The 19,610-nt window shown below is 72.7% G+C and carries 19 protein-coding genes; 9 read left to right on the top strand and 10 right to left on the bottom strand.

Going from position 1 to position 19,610, the window contains the following annotated elements; translation table 11 throughout:
* Window positions 1-1,707 (bottom strand): VMAP-C domain-containing protein, encoded by a 1,707-nt coding sequence (locus tag C4U03_RS16415; protein ID WP_103938653.1) that lies wholly within the window; start codon window positions 1,705-1,707, stop codon window positions 1-3.
* Window positions 1,704-2,048, bottom strand: a complete 345-nt coding sequence (locus tag C4U03_RS16410; protein WP_235017909.1) for a CU044_2847 family protein — start codon at window positions 2,046-2,048, stop codon at window positions 1,704-1,706. The genes C4U03_RS16415 and C4U03_RS16410 overlap by 4 nt, the downstream gene beginning before the upstream one ends.
* A gap of 371 nt (window positions 2,049-2,419) precedes the next feature.
* On the opposite strand from C4U03_RS16410, the gene C4U03_RS16405 reads away from it, so the two are divergent.
* Window positions 2,420-5,269 (top strand): BTAD domain-containing putative transcriptional regulator, encoded by a 2,850-nt coding sequence (locus tag C4U03_RS16405; protein WP_103938652.1) that lies wholly within the window; start codon window positions 2,420-2,422, stop codon window positions 5,267-5,269.
* Here the strand turns inward: C4U03_RS16405 and C4U03_RS16400 are convergent.
* Both C4U03_RS16400 and C4U03_RS16395 read right to left on the bottom strand, forming a co-directional pair.
* Window positions 5,229-5,762 carry a hypothetical protein gene (locus C4U03_RS16400; protein WP_103938651.1) on the bottom strand — a complete coding sequence of 178 codons (534 nt, stop codon included), beginning with the start codon at window positions 5,760-5,762 and terminating at the stop codon, window positions 5,229-5,231. The two genes, C4U03_RS16405 and C4U03_RS16400, sit on opposite strands and share 41 nt — an antisense overlap.
* Before the next feature lie 4 nt (window positions 5,763-5,766).
* On the bottom strand, window positions 5,767-7,224 hold the full coding sequence (locus C4U03_RS16395) for an NAD(P)/FAD-dependent oxidoreductase (RefSeq protein ID WP_146087415.1): 1,458 nt from the start codon (window positions 7,222-7,224) through the stop codon (window positions 5,767-5,769).
* 201 nt (window positions 7,225-7,425) lie between these two features.
* Here C4U03_RS16395 and C4U03_RS16390 point away from each other — a divergent pair, with 201 nt between their 5' ends.
* From C4U03_RS16390 to C4U03_RS16370, 5 genes are all read left to right on the top strand, one after another.
* A complete protein-coding gene (locus C4U03_RS16390) occupies window positions 7,426-7,860 on the top strand; it encodes a heme-dependent oxidative N-demethylase subunit alpha family protein (protein ID WP_327373011.1) in 435 nt (144 codons plus the stop codon).
* Between the two features lie 290 nt (window positions 7,861-8,150).
* Window positions 8,151-8,912, top strand: coding sequence for a 3-oxoacyl-ACP reductase FabG (gene fabG / locus C4U03_RS16385; protein WP_103938649.1), 762 nt, complete (start codon window positions 8,151-8,153; stop codon window positions 8,910-8,912).
* 29 nt (window positions 8,913-8,941) lie between these two features.
* Window positions 8,942-9,394, top strand: coding sequence for a MaoC family dehydratase (locus C4U03_RS16380; RefSeq protein WP_103938648.1), 453 nt, complete (start codon window positions 8,942-8,944; stop codon window positions 9,392-9,394).
* 1 nt (window position 9,395) lies between these two features.
* Complete coding sequence (locus C4U03_RS16375) at window positions 9,396-10,583, top strand: acyl-CoA dehydrogenase family protein (RefSeq protein WP_103938647.1); 1,188 nt, start codon at window positions 9,396-9,398, stop codon at window positions 10,581-10,583.
* Entirely contained in the window at window positions 10,580-11,683 is a 1,104-nt protein-coding gene (locus tag C4U03_RS16370; protein WP_103938646.1) for an acyl-CoA dehydrogenase family protein, read from the top strand. Before C4U03_RS16375 ends, C4U03_RS16370 begins: the two co-directional genes overlap by 4 nt.
* Window positions 11,684-11,729: 46 nt before the next feature.
* Here the strand turns inward: C4U03_RS16370 and C4U03_RS16365 are convergent, their stop codons facing one another.
* Window positions 11,730-12,998: a PucR family transcriptional regulator gene (locus C4U03_RS16365; RefSeq protein ID WP_103938645.1), complete on the bottom strand. Its 1,269-nt coding sequence runs from the start codon at window positions 12,996-12,998 to the stop codon at window positions 11,730-11,732.
* Between the two features lie 199 nt (window positions 12,999-13,197).
* Between C4U03_RS16365 and C4U03_RS16360 the strand changes: the two genes are divergently transcribed.
* Window positions 13,198-13,557, top strand: a complete 360-nt coding sequence (locus tag C4U03_RS16360) for a YidH family protein (protein ID WP_103938644.1) — start codon at window positions 13,198-13,200, stop codon at window positions 13,555-13,557.
* Window positions 13,554-13,904: a DUF202 domain-containing protein gene (locus tag C4U03_RS16355; protein WP_160147017.1), complete on the top strand. Its 351-nt coding sequence runs from the start codon at window positions 13,554-13,556 to the stop codon at window positions 13,902-13,904. Before C4U03_RS16360 ends, C4U03_RS16355 begins: the two co-directional genes overlap by 4 nt.
* Before the next feature lie 103 nt (window positions 13,905-14,007).
* Here C4U03_RS16355 and C4U03_RS41855 read toward each other — a convergent pair whose 3' ends face one another.
* The 4 genes from C4U03_RS41855 to C4U03_RS16335 form a co-directional block, all read right to left on the bottom strand.
* Window positions 14,008-14,202 carry a MerR family transcriptional regulator gene (locus C4U03_RS41855; RefSeq protein WP_235017908.1) on the bottom strand — a complete coding sequence of 65 codons (195 nt, stop codon included), beginning with the start codon at window positions 14,200-14,202 and terminating at the stop codon, window positions 14,008-14,010.
* 84 nt (window positions 14,203-14,286) lie between these two features.
* Entirely contained in the window at window positions 14,287-15,330 is a 1,044-nt protein-coding gene (locus C4U03_RS16345) for a carcinine hydrolase/isopenicillin-N N-acyltransferase family protein (RefSeq protein WP_160147016.1), read from the bottom strand.
* Window positions 15,331-15,430: 100 nt separating this feature from the next.
* Window positions 15,431-15,910, bottom strand: coding sequence for a carboxymuconolactone decarboxylase family protein (locus C4U03_RS16340; protein ID WP_103938642.1), 480 nt, complete (start codon window positions 15,908-15,910; stop codon window positions 15,431-15,433).
* On the bottom strand, window positions 15,907-16,986 hold the full coding sequence (locus C4U03_RS16335; RefSeq protein WP_103938641.1) for an NAD(P)H-dependent amine dehydrogenase family protein: 1,080 nt from the start codon (window positions 16,984-16,986) through the stop codon (window positions 15,907-15,909). The genes C4U03_RS16340 and C4U03_RS16335 overlap by 4 nt, the downstream gene beginning before the upstream one ends.
* 417 nt (window positions 16,987-17,403) lie before the next feature.
* Here C4U03_RS16335 and C4U03_RS16330 point away from each other — a divergent pair, with 417 nt between their 5' ends.
* Complete coding sequence (locus C4U03_RS16330) at window positions 17,404-18,927, top strand: GMC oxidoreductase (RefSeq protein WP_235017907.1); 1,524 nt, start codon at window positions 17,404-17,406, stop codon at window positions 18,925-18,927.
* A 76-nt stretch (window positions 18,928-19,003) separates the two neighbouring features.
* On the opposite strand, the gene C4U03_RS16325 is transcribed toward C4U03_RS16330, so the two are convergent.
* Entirely contained in the window at window positions 19,004-19,480 is a 477-nt protein-coding gene (locus tag C4U03_RS16325) for a hypothetical protein (RefSeq protein ID WP_146087413.1), read from the bottom strand.
* Window positions 19,481-19,610 lie beyond the last annotated feature (130 nt).

Here is a 19,610-nt window from a genome sequence, read left to right as displayed (position 1 = left end):
TCAGAGCCTTCCCATCGCCAGTGGTGGATCGGGGCGCCGCGCCGGATCGTCCCAGAACAGCGTCAGCCGGTGGCCGCAGTGGTGGTCGCCCCCGCCGGGCGCCCGCGCCCGCTTGCGCAGCCTCATCACCTCCACCGGGAGTGCGTCCGGGTCCAGATGGGACACGGCTGCGGCCAGCTCGTCCAGGAACCCTTCGGGGGCGCAGCCCGCGTGCCGGGAGTCGGCGCAGGGCCGGCGGCGCCACAGCATGATCGGGATACCGGTGTCCAGCGCCGCCGACAGCCAGTCGTCCCGGGGAGGCGCCGCGTAGATCAGCGCGCACAGCTCCTCGCCGGCGTCGAGCCAGTCGTAGAACGCCTCGTAGTCGTAGTCCAGCCGACAGCTGATCTGCTGGGGTCGCAGGGCGCCCCGGGCGCGCAGCGTCCGCCAGCGGCCGCGGGTCAGCCGGGAGACAGTCAGCGGCTTGAGCCGGTCCACGTGCCGTACGACCAGCGGAACCGACCGCAGCGGACGCGGCCGTCGGCGCTCGGCCTCCGGCTCGGGGATGCCCCAGTCCTCGAACGGCTCGTTCATCAGGCGTTCGGGCACCACGAACTCGATCATCCAGTCGAGGTCGTGGACGGTGCGGACCTGCGCGGCGAGCGCATGCTCCACCTTGGTCCGTACCTGATCCCGGCGGATTCGCAGCGGCCCGCTCCGGACGGCCCCCACGCCCTCGACGATCGTGGAGACCGTCAGCTCCAGGGCCGCGCCGCGGGTCAGCGGATCCAGCCTGACGATGATCGACGAGGCCGGGGCTCGGCCGCCGGCGGACTGCTCGGCGGATGGCAGCCGCCGCCGCAGCCAGTCGGCGAGTCGGGGCCGCGCCTCCTGGTCCAGCCGGGGCGTCAACGTCACCAGGAACCGCCGCAACCGGTCTTGTCCTGGCACCGTCTCGCCCACGAAACGGACGGCCTCCCAGACCGACCCGAAGGTCTCCGGGGGGCGCAGGAAGGTTGGGAACGCCTCCCTGAAGACCGAGCCCAGGTCCCTGTCCGAGGTCGCGCCGGTGACGAGGGCCCGCAGCTCCCGGCGGGGCTCAGGGGGAAGCCAGTCCAGCGGCAGCAGGTCGTCGAGGCCCTCCCAGTGCCGACGGATGCTGCTCAGCGGAAGCATGCGCCCGATCACGCCTCCGCGCTCGTCGTCCAGCACGGCGTCAGTGATCATGCCCACCACCTTCCCGGTGTCCGGGAAGTAGACGGCGGCGCCGCTGCACCCCTCATCGAGGAGCTGGAGATGGGCCTGGGCCACGTTGATCTCCAGCCACTCCTCGCGGAGCATCCGGTAGGCGTCGGTGCGGACCGTGACGTGGATGCCGTCCCGCTCGTGGCCGTGCGGGAAGCCCAGCGCCCGCAGCTCGTGCGCCGCGCCGCCGGCCCACGGCGTCAGTACGTCGCACGAGGCGAACTCGCAGGGCTCCAGCGGAACCGGGTCGTCGAGCGTGAGGACGGCGACGTCACCCGGATCGCCCACACTCCGCCACGGACCGGTCGTCGTCACCGTGGCCGGCAGTTTCTCGGCCACCCCCGGGAAGGTCACGCAGACCTCGGTGAGCCCCTTGACGACGTGCGCACACGTGAGGATCCGGCTGCCGGTCACGAGCAAGCCCGCGCCGAGCGTGCGGCCGTCGACCGTGTCCACCCTGGCCCGCCACCGCATGGCCGTCATCGCCCGTCGCGCGCGTCTTCCGCGTCCTCGTGCCGCCAGGTCAGCCGCACCACCAGATGGCCCTCGGCGGAGGTCTTCGCGATGACCGCGCCCGCCGCCGCGTTGAGCTTGACCCCGAACTCCAGCGACACCTCGTCCGGGTTGAGTGTCCTGTCACGGAAGGTGCGCAGCGCCGACACCGCCGCGCCGCGCACGTTGCCCAGCGCCTCCTCGAAACGCCCCTGGACGTCGTGAATTTCATGGCCGGGTTTCTTCGACACCGAGGTGAAGCCTGGCTCCCGGGAGTCGACCTCGACGACCACTGGCCCCTCCTCGGACTCCCAGCGCAGTAGTTCTCTCACCGTGCTCCCCCAGCGACTCGCCCATGTGTGGGGCAAAAATAACAACCTTCGCCGTGGGCGGACGGGAGATCACCTGTTCCAGGCGGCCGAAGCCGGATTCGGACGTTTCTTTCGTGAGATCATGGTCCTTTTGGGATGGCCGCAATCGCTTTGCCGATGACGCCGGGACAGGGAGATCTTTTCGGAATCCATTCGGGCTCCTGGAGAGCGCGGCAGGCGGAATCGGTGTTATTCCGCGGCCGGGGAATCGCACGTCACGCGCGGCCGTACCTTCGGCGGTGAACCGCGGTGCGCGGCGGTGCCGGTCGGGCGCTGTCCGGGACGGGTGGTGATCCTATACCCTCATAGCCGGGCAAAAGGGTGGGGTTTCGGTGGTTCGCTTCGGAGTGCTCGGGCCGCTCAGCGCCGAGCTGGACGGCTGTGCGGTGAAGCTCGGTGGGCTCCGGCAACGGGCGGTGCTCGCGGTGTTGCTGATCGCGCGGGGCCGGGTCGTGTCGGCGGAGCAGATCGTGTCGGCGGTCTGGGAGGGCTTTCCGCCTCCGTCTTCGACCACGTTGCACGCGTACGTCTCTGAATTGCGCAGGGCGCTGGAGCCGGGGCGGGCCGCGCGGGCGCCCGCGCGGCTGCTGGTGCGGGAGGGACCGGGCTACGTGCTGCGGGTCGCGCCCGACATGGTGGACGCCGAGCGCTTCACGGACCTGGCCGCGCGGGGACGGCGCGCGCTGGAGGCCGGTGAGCATGAGAAGGCCGAGGACCTGCTTGGTCAGGCCCTCGACCTGTGGCGAGGGCCTGCCTACGCGGAGTTCGCCGAGACCGGGTTCGCGGCGCCGGAGGTGGCGCGCCTGGAAGATCTGCGGGCCAGCGTGCAGGACGACCGGCTGGCCGCGATGATCGAGCTGGGACGGCACGCGGCGGCCGTGGGGCCGCTGGAGGCCCAGGTGGCGCAGCACCCACTGCGGGAGCGCGGCTGGGAGCTGCTGGCGCTGGCGCTGTACCGGTCGGGGCGGCAGGCGGACGCGCTGGCCGCGCTGCGGACCGTCCGGCGCAGGCTGGCCGACGAGCTGGGCATCGAACCGGGGCCCGCGTTGCGCTCACTGGAGTCGGCGATGTTCGCCCAGGACGCCCGGCTGGACCCGGTGCCCGCCGCACGGCCGCACCCGGCTCCGGCTCCGGCCCCGGCTCCCGCGCAGGCCTCCGGCAACCTGCCGTTCGCGCTGTCGGCCTTCGTCGGCCGGGCCAGCGATCTGGCCATGACCGGCGGGCTGCTGGCCGAGCACCGGCTGGTCACCCTCACCGGCCCGGGCGGGGTCGGCAAGACCCGCCTGGCCCTGGAGACCGCCCGGCAGCGCGCCGACGCCGACGGGCCCTGGCTGGTGGAGCTGGCGAGCCTGAGCGAGCCCGGCCTGCTGCCCGCCGCGGTCGCCGCGGCGCTGGGCATCCCTGGCGTCGCCGCCGCCGACCAGCTGGCCGCGGTGCTCGGCGGACGGGAACTGGTGCTCCTGCTCGACAACTGCGAGCACCTGCTGGCCGCCGCGGCGGAGCTGGCCGGCACGCTGCTGGCCCGCTGCGGCGGGCTGCGGGTGCTGGCCACCTCCCGCGAACCGCTGGGCGTGGACGGTGAGGCCGTCTACGAGGTGCCGCCGCTGGACCCGGCCGGGGACGCGGCCGAGCTGTTCCGCCGCCGGGCCGCCGCCGTGCTGCCCGGCTGGACGCCCGACGAGGCCGAACAAGCCCGCATCGTGGCGCTGTGCGCCGAGCTGGACGGGATCCCGCTGGCCATCGAGCTGGCCGCCGCGCAGTGCCGGATGTTGTCCATCGACCAGGTCGCCGACGCGCTGCAGGACCGGTTCGCGGTGCTGGTCGGCGGCTCGGCCGGCGGCCCGGCCCGGCACCGCACCCTGGAGGACACCGTCGCCTGGAGCCACCAGCTGCTGGAGCCCGCCGAGCGGCGGCTGTTCCACCGGCTCGGGGTGTTCGCCGGAGGGTTCGACCTGGAGGCGGCCGGCGCGGTCGCCGGCCTCACCCCGGTCCTGCCGCCGCTGTCGGCGCTGGTCCGCAAGTCGCTGCTCACCGTCGAGCCCGGCACCGCGCCCCGCCGCTACCGGATGCTGGAGACGCTGCGCCAGTACGCGCTGCGGGAACTGGCCCCCGACGACCTGGCGCTGGCCCGGGAACGGCACCGTGACTGGGTGCTGGCGCGGGCGGAGGCCGCCGAACGCCATCTGCGGGGCCCGCAGGCGGCCGGGCTGCTGGCCCGGCTGAGTGAGGAGCAGGCCGAGCACCGCGCCGCGTTCGCCTCCGCGTCGGCCGCCGGTGACGGCGAGTACATGCTGCGGCTGGGCGGGGCGCTGTACTGGTTCTGGTACCGCAAGGGGCACATCGCCGAGGGGATCTCCTGGATGTCGGAGGCGCTCGCGGCCACGCCCGACGCCGACCCCGGTGTCCGGGCGCGCGCCCGGGTGGGCCTGGGCGGCCTGCTCTACCTGGCGGGCCAGGTGCAGCAGGCCTACGAGACCGCGGTGCTGGCCGCGGCCGAGGCCCACGAGGCGGGAGACCAGGTGACCGAGTCCCTGGCGACCGTCTACCAGCCGTACATGGGGGCGCTGGCAGGGGTGCCGCTCGATATCCCGACGCTGACCCGCACCGCGGTGGAGGTGGCCCGGCGCAGCGGCCAGGACTGGCTGGTCGCCGAAGCCCTGATGATCCAGGGCTCGCTGGGGCGGGTCCTGGGCGACCCCTCCGCGACGGACGTGCTGGATCAGGCGATGGACGCCGCGCGTGCCTGCGACCATCACTGGTCGGTGGTCTCGGCCGTCTGGGCCGCCATGAAGGCGGCGCTGGACCGCGGCGACGCCGAGCACGCGCTGACGCTCGCCGGGGACATGATCGACATGTTGGAACGTGACATGGACGTCACGTCGTGGCTGGTGCTGCTGCACACCGCCGCCCACGCGCTCGTCGTGACCGGCCGCGCCGAAGACGCCGCCGTGGTGATGGGCGCGGTGGACGGCATCGGCAGGCAGGTGGGCTTCTCACCCGAACTGATGGACCCGCTGGACGGCCCCAGAGAGGCCGCCGCCGTACGCGAGGCGCTGCCGCCGCAGGAGTACGAGCGCCGCTTGGCCCAGGGACGTCGGTTGTCCCGGCGGGAGGCGAGCGCCCTGCTGTCCGGCCTCATCGTCAAGGACGCGGGAACAGCGGGTCGGACCGGCGTCCGGTGAGGATGTCGGCCACCAGTGCCGCGACCGCGGCCTCGGTGGGCGCCACCACGTCGATGACCGGGGTGCGCGCCTGCGCCAGTTCCAGCGTCCAGCCATCGCCGGGGTAGAAGCCGACCGTCAGTGCCGCCTCGCCGGACCACCCCCACGGCGGGGTCGTGTCGAGGCGGGGGAGCACGATACGCCCCTTGTGCACGCCCACGGGCGTGACCCCGGTCTCGGACAGCGCGGCCTTCATGCGCTTGTACATGGCCTCGACCTCGCGCGCGGAACGACGGGAATGGGCACGGCGGTAGCGGGCCGCGACGACGCGCAGTGCGATGCCGGGCAGGTCCGCACCCGGCCCGGCCCAGTCGTCCGGGAGGATGCCGTGCCCGTCCCCGGCGGCGTACAGGTCGGCGAGCAGCGCCGCCGCCTCGTCCAGCGCCGGAACCGTGTAGACGGTGGTGGACGACGTCCGGGAGGCCGCCGCGACTTCCTTGTCCGGTCCTGTCATGGGATCAGCCGCCCTGGGGGGCCGCCGCGGCCCGGGTGGTCGCATGTGTCTCCATGTCGGTCTCCTGCCCCGTCAGCTGGGGGACGCTGGGAAGGACGTCCTCGGCGAAGACCGGCGCCGGGTGCCGGACCAGCCGCGCCCCCTCGGGCCGGCGGCGCAGCACCCTGCGCAGGAGCCGCGGGGCGAACAGGCTCTGCGGGGGAGCGACCATGTTCACCACGCTCAGGAAGGCCTCACCGACCACCGGGTCGTCCTCGGCCGCCACATGGACCTGGGCGAGGTAGGCGTTGAGCAGCCTCACCCGCGGCGTGCGGCGCCCCTGGACGTGCGGGAACCGCAGGTCGCCGCAGACCCCCATGTCCCACGGCACGTCGATGATCCGGGCGGCCAGCCGGAAGAACCGGCGGGCCACGTCGTCCGGTCCCTCCCGCAGCGCCTCGCGCAGCGCGATCGCCTGGCAGGCCGCCACCGTCATGCCCTGCCCATAGGAGGGGTTGAACCGGCACAGCGCGTCCCCGAGCACCACGTAGCGCTTGGGAAGACGGCGGAGCCGCTCGTAGCGGTGGCGGACGCTGGTGGGGATGCGCATGAGCCTGGGTGGGCCCAGCGGCTGGAGCCGCCGCATGAGCAGGTGGATGTCCGGGATCGGCAACGTGGCGGCGAACCGCTCGTACTCGTCCGGGTCGGTGGGCGGGACGTCGTCGCCCATGCCCAGCAGAGTGATCAGCCAGCGGTCTCCCTCGACCCTGATCGCGAACCCGCCGCGGGGCGCGGCGGCGCCGTGTGCGACCAGGATCGAGGTGGCGTCGGCGTCGCCGGGATGGGCGCGGTACTCCCGGGTGACGTAGACCAGCCGGGAGTCGACGCGTTCCTCCGCGGGCGTCCGGTATCCCAGCTCCGCCAGCCAGGCGGCCCCGCGCCTGCCCCGCCCGCAGGCGTTCACGACCAGGTCGGCCGGCACGTCCTCGGCCTCGGCGCCGCCGGCGGGACGCACCCGCACGCCGCCGGCGGCGGGTAGCAGCCCGACCACCTCGCAGCGCGAGCGGATCTCGACGTTGGGCAGGTCCGCCACCCGCGCCCGAAGGAAGTCCTCCAGCCGGGGCCGGCTCACGGCCAGCCCGCGCAGCCGGGAGGGCGCCGGGTACAGCCGCCGCCCGTCGTTGTACCAGACGCAGTCGTCCTGGATGTCGCAGGGGACGGCGCCCAGGTCGGTCAGCTCGGCGGTCAGCCCGGGGAACAGCTCTTCGACGATCTCGCGTCCCCGCGCCAGCAGGCCGTGCGTGTGGTGGCCCTGCGGCACGCCCCTGCGCGGCGTGGCTCCGCTGTTCGGCTCGTCACGCTCGATCACGCTGACCCGGGCGAAGCTCTCGCTGAGCACCCGGGCGGCCAGCAGCCCGCCGATGCCGCCTCCGATGACGACGGCATGTTTCCCGGTCCGATCACCGTGGCCGATTCCCGTCATGCCAGCTCCTCCTTGCAAGCGCCCCTGGCGCCGTACGCCGCTGCCCGACCGGCGACCCCCGAGGCCGGACGCCGGGCCGGACGATAAGAGCATGACCGCCCCCACTTGGCTCCGACTTGGAACCGACTTGCCACCCCCGGATGCCCCGGCGACCCCTGGGTGTTCCGTCACCTTCGTCGTCGTTTAACGTGACCGGGCACCCTGCGTACGGGCAGGTCGCGGGCAACCGGGCTGCGGGCCAGTGCTCCGGCCTTCAGGCCCGAGCGTGCTCTGCCCCGGACGGTTCTGAAGTACCGGCGCACCAACTGGGGCATGACCGTCGGCCGGCGGCTCGGCACCTCCACCGAGACCTATCCCGAGTGGGGAGCCGACCGCCGCCTCCTCGATGTGGACGATCCCGCGCTCGGGGACCGCCTGCACCTGCGCGTGGAGGTGCAGCACCTCCTCCGGCTGGCCCCCTCCGGCGCGATCCTCTTCCTGATCCGCACCTACCTGCTGTCCCTGACGGACCTGGCCCGGGTACCCGAGTGGCGTCGCCGCTTCGCCGCCGTCCTGGCCGGCCTCCCCGAGGACCTGGTCGACTACAAGGGCCTGAGCCACTACCGCGACGCCGCCGTGCGGTGGCTGAGGGCGTGACGGACTCGGCCGGGCGCGGTCCGGGCAGGCGGCACGGCGGCCGGTATTGGGCGTGGTGCACAAAACCCATGGTGCGAGCCGCATGAAATGAATCCCGAGGTCTAGAACATTTGTGCATGTGGTGGGATCCTCGCGGCGTGCGTCGCCGGTCGCGCCGTTCCGGCCGCGTGTCCGGTTCGTGATGGCTGCCCCCTGCGTGACCGGCCGGCATACGGACGCACTAGCGTTCGCAGCGAATCCGCCCGGTCCCTTCCGGGCGCTCGGGTAGCAGTCCACGAGGAGGAGAGCCCATGACCCAGCAGGCATCCCGTACCGCCATCGTGACCGGCGCGGCGCGAGGCATCGGCGCGGCGGTGGCCAAGCGGCTCGCCCGGGACGGCTTCGCGGTCGCCGTGGTCGACCTGGACGCCGACGCCTGCAAGCCGGTCGTCACCGAGATCGAGTCCGCGGGCGGCAGGGCCCTGGCGGTCGGCGCCGACGTCTCCGACGAGCAGGCCGTCGAGGCCGCCGTGCAGCGGATCGCCGCCGAGCTGGGCGCCCCCACCGTCCTGGTCAACAACGCCGGGATCATCCGCGACAACCTGCTGTTCAAGATGAGCGCCGGCGACTGGGACGCGGTGATGAACGTCCACCTGCGCGGCGCGTTCCTGATGAGCCGGGCGGCGCAGAAGCACATGACCGAGGCCGGCTGGGGCCGCATCGTCAACCTGTCGTCCACCAGCGCGCTGGGCAACCGGGGTCAGGCCAACTACTCGGCCGCCAAGGCGGGCCTGCAGGGCTTCACCAAGACCCTGGCGATCGAGCTGGGCAAGTTCGGCGTCACCGTCAACGCCATCGCCCCCGGCTTCATCGAGACCGAGATGACCGCCGCCACCGCCGCCCGCGTCGGCGTCCCGTTCGAGGACTACAAGAAGGGCGCCGCCGCCCAGATCCCGGTGCGGCGCGTCGGCAGGCCCGAGGACATCGCGCACACCGTGTCGTTCTTCGTCAGCGAGGACGCCGGGTTCGTGTCCGGCCAGGTCATCTACGTGGCCGGCGGGCCGCGCGCCTGAGCGGCGGGGGAGAAGGGGGGAGCATCCCGATGAAGGTCTTTAACGGAATCTCCGAACTGGAGCAGGCGGTCGGCACCCATCTGGGGTACAGCGACTGGCACACGGTGACCCAGGAGCAGATCGACCTGTTCGCCGACGCCACCGGCGACCACCAGTGGATCCACGTGGACGCCGAGAAGGCGGCCCAGGGGCCGTTCGGCGCCACCATCGCCCACGGGTACCTGACCCTGTCCCTGCTGCCCAAGCTGGTGCACCAGGTCTACCGGGTGGACGGCCTGAAGATGGGCATCAACTACGGCTGCGACAAGGTCCGCTTCCCGTCGCCGGTGCCGGTCGGCTCCCGGCTGCGGGCGGGCGTCGAACTGCTGGAGCTCACCACGGGCTCCGCCGGCACCCGCGCCAAGGTCAGGGTCACCGTGGAACGCGAGGGCGGCGACAAGCCCGCGTGCGTCGCCGAGTCCCTGTCGCTGCTGGTGGCCTGACATGGCCCAAGACTTGATCACCGGGCTCACCGAACGGGTCGACAGGCTGCTGGCCGACCACGACCCCGCCACCACCGACCGGCTGGAGTTCCTGCGCGCCAGGTTCGACGCCGGGCTCGCCTGGGTGCACTTCCCCGAGGGGCTGGGCGGGCTGGGCCTGCCGCGCGACCTGCAGATCCACGTGGACGCGCTGCTGGCGCGGGCCGGGGCCCCCGACAACGACCCCCGCCGCAACGCCATCGGGCTGGGCATGGCCGCGCCGACGATCCTGGCGTACGGCACCGAGGAGCAGAAGAAGCGCTTCCTGCGCCCGCTGTGGACGGGCGAGGAGATCTGGTGCCAGCTGTTCAGCGAGCCCGGCGCCGGCTCCGACCTGGCCGCCCTGGCCACCCGCGCCGAACGCGACGGCGACCACTGGCGGGTCAACGGGCAGAAGGTGTGGACGTCCGGCGCGCACAAGGCGCGCTGGGCGATCCTGGTGGCCCGCAGCGACCCCGGCGCCCCCAAGCACCGCGGGATGACCTACTTCGTCTGCGACATGACCGACCCGGGCGTCGAGGTCCGGCCGCTGCGGCAGATCACCGGTGAGGCCGAGTTCAACGAGGTCTTCCTGACCGACGTGCGGATCCCCGACGACCACCGGCTCGGCGCGGAGGGGGAGGGCTGGCGCGTCGCCACCGCCACCCTGATGAACGAGCGGGTCGCCATCGGCGGTGGTGACCCCCGCCGGGAGAGCGGCATGATCGGCGCCGTCGCCCGCACCTGGCGCGAGCGGCCGGAGCTGCGCACGCCCGAGCTGCACGACAGGCTGCTGCGGCTGTGGGTGGAGTCCGAGGTCGCCAGGCTGTCGGGCCGGCGGCTGCGGCAGAAGCTGGCCGTGGGCGAGCCAGGCCCGGAGGGGTCGGCGGCCAAGCTGACCTTCGCCCGGCTGGCACAGCAGTTGTCCGGCCTGGAGCTGGAACTGCTCGCCGAGGACGGGCTGCGGTACTCCGACTGGACGATGCGGCGCCCGGAGATCGTGGAGTTCACCGGCCGGGACGCCGGCTACCGGTACCTGCGCGCCAAGGGCAACTCGATCGAGGGCGGCACCTCGGAGATCCTCCGCAACATCGTCGCCGAACGGGTGCTGGGCCTGCCGCCCGAGCCGCGCACCGACAAGGACGCCCCGTGGAAGGACCTGCCCCGTTGAGCGACGAACTCGACCTGCTCTACACCGACGTCGAGGAGTCCGTGCGCGACAGCGTCCGGGCGCTGCTGGCCAAACGGTGCACCCCCGACCGCGTGACCGCCGTCTACGACGGCGACCGCACCGGGCTTGACGAGCTGTGGCGCGCCCTGTCCACCGACCTCGGGCTGGCCGGGCTGCTGGTGCCTGAGGACCTCGGCGGCGCCGGCGCCTCGGCCCGCGAGGTGTCCGTGGTGCTGGAGGAGCTCGGCCGGTTCGCCGCGCCGGTTCCGTTCCTGACCAGCGCGGTGGTCGCCACGACGGCGCTGCTGGAGGCGGGCGCCGCCGACCGTCTGGGTGAGCTGGCCGCCGGGGAACGGACGGCGGCGCTCGCGGTGCCGCTGTCCACCGTCCCCGGCCGGGCCGTCCCGGCGGTGACGGTGCACGACGGCGTGCTGCGCGGGACGGTGACCGCCGTGGCGGGCGCGCTGGAGGCGGACCTGCTGCTGGTTCCCGTTCAGGGCGACGGTGGCCTGGAACTGCACGAGGTGCCCGCCGACGCCGCCCGCATCACGCCCGTGACCTCCCTGGACATGACCCGGCAGATCGCCGACGTGGAGCTGGCGGGGGCGGCCTCGCGGCCGGTGGCCGACGCCGGCGCGGCCGAACGGGCGATCGGCCGGGCGCTGGAGACCGGCGCGGCGCTGCTGGCCTCCGAGCAGCTCGGCGTCGCCCAGTGGTGCCTGGACTCCACCGTGGAGTACCTGAAGATCCGCCGCCAGTTCGGCCGGATCGTCGGCGGCTTCCAGGCGCTCAAGCACCGGCTGGCCGACCTGTACGTGGCGGTGGAGTCGGCCCGCGCCGCCGCCCGGTACGCCGCCGCGGCGGTCGCGGCCGACGACCCCGACCGTTCGGTGGCGGCCTCGGTCGCCCAGGCGTACTGCGCCGACGCCGCGGTACTGGCCGCCGAGGAGTGCGTCCAGCTGCACGGCGGGGTCGGCATGACCTGGGAGCACCCGGCGCACCTGTACCTCAAGCGCGCCAAGGCCGACCAGCTCGCCTTCGGCACCCCGGGAGCCCACCGCGCCCGGCTGGCCGGCCTGGTCGACCTGCCCGCCGCCTGAGCGGAGATAACGGCGACGCCGGGGGCGCCCACACGCCCCCGGCGTCTCAGCCTGAGTCGCGTCCCGGCGGGGTCGGGTCGTGGCCGGAGGCGATCAGGCCCAGGGAGAGTTCCAGGCGGTGACGGGAGTCCTGCAGGTTCCGGCCGGTGAGGGTCTCGATCTGCTTGGCCCGGTAGATGACGGTGTTGCGGTGGCAGAACAGGACCTGCGCGGCCTGGGTCGGCGATCCGTTGTGCTCCAGCAGCGCGGCCAGGGTGCCCAGCAGCATGTCCCGCTGGTTCGGCGGCTGCGCCAGCAGCGGGCCGATCGTCTCGTGCACCAGCACCGGCGCCACCTCCGGGCTGCCGGTGACCAGCACCTCCGGGAGCCTGTCGGCGAGGGTGACGATCCGCTGGCAGCCGCGTGGCAGCGACTCGGCGGCGCGGGCGGCCAGCCGGTACGCGGTGGCGAACCCGGCGATGCCGTCCAGGGCCGCGGCGATGCCGACCCGGCCCGCCACTCCCGGCCGCAGCGCCGTGGCCAGCTCGTCCAGGGCCAGGCCGCCCTGGGGCACCAGCCCGAAGTAGTTGCCGCCGCGGACGTGCCAGTGCGAGGAGACGCCCAGCCGTTCCAGCCGGTCCTGCGGCGCCCGCAGCGGCTCGTCCGGCGGATCCTCCAGCAGCGCCACGACACAGGCCACTGGATCGCCCGGGGCGAGCCCCAGCGCCTCGCGCGCCTCCTGGGAGAACTGTGGGTCGGTGCCGCGGCCGTCGACCAGGCCGTCCAGGAAGTTCTGCTGCCGTTGCAGGTCGCGCCGTTGCAGCAGCGCGCTCTCCCGCCGGTAGGAGTTGATCAGGGCGGCGTTCTGGATGTCCAGCGCGGCCCACAGCCGCTGCCCGGCAAGCAGCAGCAGATGCTCGTCGATGTCGGCCTGCTGGTCCCAGCGCAGCCGCAGCAGCGCCTCCCACAGGGCGCGGGTGCCCAGGTTGTAGGCGTTGAGCACCCGTTCCATCGGCACGCCCTGCCGTGCCCGCACCCGGCCGTTCTCCCGCCACAGGTCGATCGGCTGCTCGTCGGGCGAGGACACCCCCGCCATGGCCTTGACGCCGCGCCGGACGTGCTCGTGGACCGTGTTGTGCTGGTCGGCCTGCAACGCCGGCGACTGCTCCCGCCAGTACGGGTCGGTCTCGATCAGCGACCGGGTGATGCCCTCGGCGATCTCGTCGATCTGCGGCAGCAGCAGCGACCAGGCCCGCTTGATGGCGCGTTCGGTCTGCGGGTCCAGCCGCGGGATCCGCGACGTTCCCGGTTCGGGGGATCCTCCGCTGCGACGCATCCTGCGAGGATGCTACCCGGCGCGTGGATCCGCGGGCCTCACGCGTGTGGCCCCGGCCGGTCGCGGCGGCGTTCGCCGCGTTCACCTTGGCCGGGCGCACCGACCCGGGCGACGGGTGGGGGCGGGTGGCTTGTCCCGTTCCAACGGGTCGTAGGGTGCTGCCTAGTCGGCCGACGACTTCCACGGGAGGGCGGGACGAATGGGCACCCCGCACCGTACGGATCCGCAGGGGCGCGACGAGGAGCCGGACTATCGGTTCTCGCTGGCCAACGAGCGGACCTTCCTGGCGTACGTGCGCACCGCGCTGGCGCTGGACGCCGGGGGGCTGGCCGTGGTGCAACTGCTCCCGGACGTGGCGACCGCCGCATGGCGCCGTGCCGCCGCCGTCGCGCTGGCGGTGCTGGGCCTCGCGGTCATGATCGCCGGGTATCGGCGGTGGTCGCTGAACCAGCGGGCCATGCGGCGCGGGGAGCCGCTGCCGGACTCCTGGCTGATGCCGGTGCTGGCGCTGGCGGTCGCGGTGGCCTCCGGCACGGTCGTGCTGCTGGTCACCAGGTGACGCCGGCGGACCCGCCGTCCGGGCGGTCCGATCGCCTGGCCGACCCGGGGGCGCAACTGGAGCGCACCGCGCTGGCCTGGCAGCGCACGGCCCTGCTGATCGCGATCAACGGGGCCCTGCTGGCCAGGGCGGCGACCGAGCTGGGCCCGGCCGCGGTCGTGTCCGGCGGCACGGTGATCGTGGTGGCCGTGGTGATCTGGCTCGCCGCCGCCCGCGGGTACCGGCGCGGGCGCGGCCGGACGGCCTCCAGCGTCCTGACCGCGCACGTACGCGCGACCCGGGCGCTCACCGCCGTCATCGCCGTGATCGCGGCACTGGACCTGACCGCCGTGCTCCTGCACCGCTGAGGCGAACGCGGTATCCGAGGCTCCGTGTGATCCAAGGCCGGGGAGCCGGAGCGATCCTCCTGAACGATGCCGCGTGCACGATGGCGTCGGCCGTCCAGCCGTTCTACAAGGGCAGGACGGCTAGGCATCGGTGTCCTCGGATTCGGGTCCGTGCGACCCACAGAACGAGACTGACCATGCCCTTGACGTCGAACCCCAAGATCCGCCGCACCTGTCCGGGAACCAGCCCCAGATGGTGGTAGTGGCGCACGGTCCGGGTGGACACCCCGACCAGCGCCGCGAGTCCGCCGATTCGCATGCCCTCAGGAGAAACGTTGACGCTGCGGCAAGGCCAAGCGTCTCAGCGCCGCACCAGCCCTTGACGCCGATGCGCCTGGAAACCTCAGTCGTCCTTCAGAGAGAAGGTGTAGCGCTTGTGGTAGTCGCGGCCGAGCGCGACGTGGACGGTGCCATGGTGCAACTCGTACACCGCCGACCAGCGGGTGTGCCGCTGGGCCACCGCCGCCAGCAGGTCCATCGCCCCGGCCGGGCTGAGGCCGCCGCCGGTGGCCCGCATCCGCTCGGCGATGGTGCGGTAGCGGTCGTCGGAGCGCTTGACGTCCTCTCCCGCGCCGGACAGCACGAAATTCACCATGCCCTGCCACGAGCCCGTTCCGCGGATCACCTTGACGCGGCCGTCCACGAACTCCACTACCGCGGATCGTCCGCGCGCGTCGGCCACGAGGTAGTGCAACGCCGGCTCGCCCGGAGCGAACTCGACGTTGTAGCGGCCGAACACGGCGATCGCCTCGTCCACCGTGCGCGCCTGGTCGAGAACGAGCCGCTGGATGCGCGCGCTGCCGACCGTGGGACGGCCCGGTACCCGCGGGGGCTCGGCATCGGGGATCTGGGCCAGTCCGATGGTCAGGCCGTGCTCGTTCATCCCGTCGAAGGGCAGCGCCGCGGCCTGCAGCAGCTTGCGCCGCAGCACCGGGTCACGCGTCACGCGGCTCGCCTTTGCATGGGTGATCCCCAGGTAGGAGATGTCGACCAGCGAGATGGACGCGGGCCCGCGGGGCGGCCGGGTCGTCAGCAGCAACGCCGGATTGCCCAGCCAGTCGAAGTTGCGGCCGAACACCGGCCCGCGCGGCCCCCGCCGGGCCAGGAACAGCGAGCACGCCAGCGGGCGCTCGGTGGCGGGCGCGGCGACGACCGGCCGCAACGGGTCGTACGGCGCGTAAAGCGTCATCGCCAGCAGCGGATGCCGCGCATCGACCACGCGCAGGGTCGCAAGACTCCGCTGCTCATCCGCCGTGAGCGAGCCGTCGGCCTCACGGGAACCGGAGGACCGCAGGGCCGCGCCTCCCATGACCAGAGCGACGGCTACCACGACCGCGGCCACGACACGCACGGCACCGATCCGCCACCACGGCGCAGGAAGACCCATACCTCGGCTATAACACCATCGGCCCGACAGGACAAGATCGATGTCCCGTCCGCCCCTCCACATCGCCCAGGATGGGACCGCTTCGGGTTCCCCGGACGCCTCAGTGGCGGGGCAGCACGCACATGGCGTCCAGGCCCAGCACGTGGTTGAGGCGGCCGAACGCCAGCCAGGAGCCGATGCACATGCTCAGTTCCACGATCTCGGCCTGGCTGTAGTGCGCGGTCATCCGGGTCCAGAACTCCTCGTCGAGGCCGTGGTGGTCCAGGACGTACCGCTCGGCGTACTCGGCGGCCAGCCGGGTGCGCTCGTCGAAGGCGTCGGTGGTGCGCCACTGGGTCACCGCGTCGGCGAACCCCTCCTCGACCTTGTGCCCGTCCCGTTCGGTCCGCCAGTCGAGGCAGAACAGACACCCGTTGAGCTGCGCGATCCGCAGCCGCGCGGCCTCGAACTCGCGGAGCCCGAGGGTCGTGTGCTCGTACACAGCCAGCGACAGGTGCGCGGCGGCGGGCCCGATGCCGGGCACCATCTCGCCCCACACGTACCCGATCGGGTCCTTGCCCTCGGGGATGTCGATGTTCACGGTCGCTCCCTTCCGAGCCTGCCGACCGCCGGGCGCAGCGGGACGTCGAGCGCGTCGTAGAGGCCGGGTGCGGCGTCGGCGAGCCAGTCGATGGCGTTCACCAGCCGGCCGACCGCGGTGGCGTTCCCGCCCGCGGCCCGGTTGCCGCCCTCGTCGGTGGCCTCGACCGTGACCTCGATGCGCGGGCGGCCCTCGATGATCACCCGGTGGGCGCCGTCGCCGTCGGGCGGCGCCGGCCAGTCCGGCGCGCAGGACGGGTGGATGCGGGTGACGTGCTCGATGACGATGCGGGGCTCGCCTGCGACGATGCCCTGCACCTCGAAGCGCACCGCGCCTTGGCCGCCGGCCTCGAACTCGCCCATCGTCTTGGTGCTCACCGTGGTCTCCAGCGGGCGCCGCTCCAGGGTCTCGCGGACCTCGTCGAGTTCGACGCCGAGGGCCCTGGCCATCAGCTGCACCTGCCCGCCCCACACCATGGTCGGGACCGTCGGCGCGAGCATCGGCGGCTCGCAGTCCATCGGCTGTCCCATGCCGACCAGATACCGGACCGAGTCCTCCTGGTCGTAGGTGGAGTAGTCGAAGATCTCCTGGCAGCGGATCGCGTCCACGGTGCCGCCGAGCCCGCTGATCAGCAGCGGCAGCACGTCGTTGCCCCAGCCTGGGTCGATGCCAGAGACGAACAGCGAGCCGCCGCCGTCGGAGATGGCGGCCAGTACCGGTTCCCGCAGTTCCGGCGGGGCGTTGCGGTGGTCGTAGAACGCGTACAGCGAGGGGGTGACGACCACGGCTCCGGCCCGGATCGCCCTGATGACGTCGGCGAGGGCGTCGTCGGGGCGGATGTCGCCGGAGGCGGCGTACACCACGGCCCCGGGGCCGGCGGCCAGCGCCGCGTCGACGTCGTCGGTCGCCGTGACCCCCAGCGCACGGTCGAGCCCGCCGAGGTCGCCCGCGTCGCGGCCGACCTTGCCGGGGTCGTGGACGAGTACGGCCGCCAGTTCCAGCCCCGGGTGGGCGTCGACGGCGCGGATGGCCAGACGGCCGACGTTGCCGGTGCCCCAGACGATCGTGGAGATCATGCCTGGGAGGTTAGCAAGCGCTTGGTTCGGTGACCAGGGTCACAGTGAACCGGTCGGATCCGGCCGGACCGCGCCGACCGGCGGCCCGGGGCGGCCCGGCCGTGCCGACCGCCGCGTGCCGGGATCACCTGGACGGGCGGTCCCCTTCCGAGGGTGACCGGTTCGTCGCCTTCCGTCGATCGGGTGGACGCGCTGTGACCTGGTGATTCAGGTGGGTGATCGTAACCAAATTACTGCTCGGTAGGTAGTGACGCACTCTACGGGAGCAATGTAGAACTCGTTCTAGCCATTGAGAGTGAGGTAGGTCACATGGCCGAGAGAAGCCTGCCCGGCACGGGGTTGCCGGGTGTATCCCGCCGTGGTTTCCTGGCTGGAACGAGTTCTATTTTGGGTGCGGCGACCCTTGGGCTCCCCGCCGTGGCCCAGGCGAAGACCGCCCCCGCGGTGATCGGCGACGGGGCCCAGGTCCCGGCTCTGGTGATCGGGACCGGATACGGCGGATCGGTGGCCGCGCTGCGCCTGGCTCAGGCGGGCGTCGACGTGCACATGGTCGAGATGGGCATGGCCTGGGACACCCCCGGCTCGGACGGCAAGATCTTCTGCAGCACGCTCTCGCCGGACCACCGGTCCTTCTGGCTGCGCACCAGGACCAAGATGCCCCTCAACTACTTCCTCGGCTTCCCGATCGACCGGGACGTGTCCCGCTACACGGGGGTCCTGGACGCCGAGGAGTTCGGCGGCATCACGGTCTACCAGGGCCGCGGCGTCGGCGGCGGCTCGCTGGTCAACGGCGGCATGGCGGTCACGCCCAAGCGCGAGAACTTCAGTTACGTCCTTCCGTCGGTGAACGCCGACGAGATGTACAACACCTACTACCCGCGCGCCAACGCCGGGCTCGGGGTCGCCAACGTCGATCCGGCCTGGTTCGACAGCACCCCCTGGTACCAGTTCTCCCGGGTCGGCCGTAAGCACGCCCAGCGCTCCGGCTTCCCGTTCGTCTTCGTGCCCGACGTGTACGACTGGGACTACATGGAGCGGGAGGCGGCCGGGACCGCCACCAAGTCGGCGCTGGCCGGGGAGATCCTCTTCGGCAACAACCACGGCAAGAAGTCGCTGCAGCAGACCTACCTCGCCCGGGCCAGGGCCACCGGCAGGGTCTCCATCTCGCCGCTGCACAGGGTCGTCTCGGTCGCCCCGGCCGGCGGCCGCTACACGGTGACCATCGAGCAGCTCGACACCGGCGGCGGCGTCACGGCCACCAAGACCGTGACCGCCGACCGGGTGTTCTTCGCGGCCGGCAGCGTCGGCACCAGCAAGCTGCTGGTCAAGCTGAAGGCCACCGGCGCGCTGCCCAACCTCAACGGCGAGGTCGGCAAGGGCTGGGGCGACAACGGCAACGTCATGTGCGGCCGTGCCAACCACCTGTGGGACCCGACCGGCGCCCAGCAGTCCACCATCCCCTGCGCCGGGATCGACAACTGGGCCGCCGGCGGCGCGTTCGCCGAGGTCGCCCCGCTGCCCACCGGGATCGAGACCTTCGCCTCGTTCTACCTGTCGATCACCAGGAACCCCAACCGCGCCCAGTTCACCTGGAACGGTGCGACGGGCAGGGTCGACCTGAACTGGCAGGCCTCCTGGAAGCAGCCGTCCATCGACATGGCCAAGACGATCTTCGACAAGATCAACGCCAAGGAGGGGACGATCTACCGGACCGACCTGTTCGGCACCTACAAGATCTGGGGCGACCACCTCACCTACCACCCGCTCGGCGGCGCGGTGCTCAACAGGGCCACCGACAACTACGGCCGGCTGCACGGCCACCCCGGCCTGTATGTCATCGACGGCGCGCTGATTCCCGGCAACACCAGCGTCAACCCGTTCGTCACCATCACGGCGCTCGCCGAGCGCAACATCGAGAAGATCATCGCCACCGACCTGTGACGGCGACCGGCCCGCACGCAGACGGCGTCTCGCGGGGCTCCCCGGCCGGGGAGCCCCGCGAGACGCCGTCAGGCGATCAGTGGAAGGTGAATCTCACCGAGTCGATGGCCTGGGAGGCGGGGCACAGGATGCCGCCGCCGGTCTTGGTGGCGGTGAGTGGGGTGGTGCGGGTGTAGGTCCTGGTCGTTCCCTGGCGGTTGACCGTGACGTTGTTCACCCGGTAGTTGCAGGTGCCGACGATCGGGGCGGTCGCAACGACGTTGACCTGCGGGGACGTGGCGGTGCCGGGGGGCGTGTCGTTGAACGTGACCGTCGGGCTGGCGCTGAGGGTCACGGTGATGAGGGCGCTGGTGCAGGTCGGGCTGACCGTGGTGTGGTTGATCGTCAGCGTGTTCGGGGGCGTGTTGGTGGTGTCGGCGTTCGTCCAGGAGCAGGTCGTGCCGGCGGCGGTGACCGAGCCGTCGACCTTGCCGGGGGCCGCGTGGGCGGGGGTCGCCATGAAGGCGACGAGGGCGGTGGCGGAGAGGCCGACGAGCAAGCCGGCAGATCTCATGGGGTCCTCCTCCTCGGGCACGGCGGCGGTCCTTCCGCCACCGTCCGACGCGGCCGCGCCGTTCTCCTCGCCGGGGTGTGCGAGGAGCGCCGCATCCATGAATCTGAATCTCTTTCATAGTCAGCGGGGG

This window comes from Thermomonospora echinospora (assembly GCF_900108175.1).
GTDB lineage: Bacteria > Actinomycetota > Actinomycetes > Streptosporangiales > Streptosporangiaceae > Thermomonospora > Thermomonospora echinospora.
The sequence above is the reverse complement of the archived record's forward strand: the minus strand, read 5'-3'. Positions and strand labels throughout refer to the sequence as shown.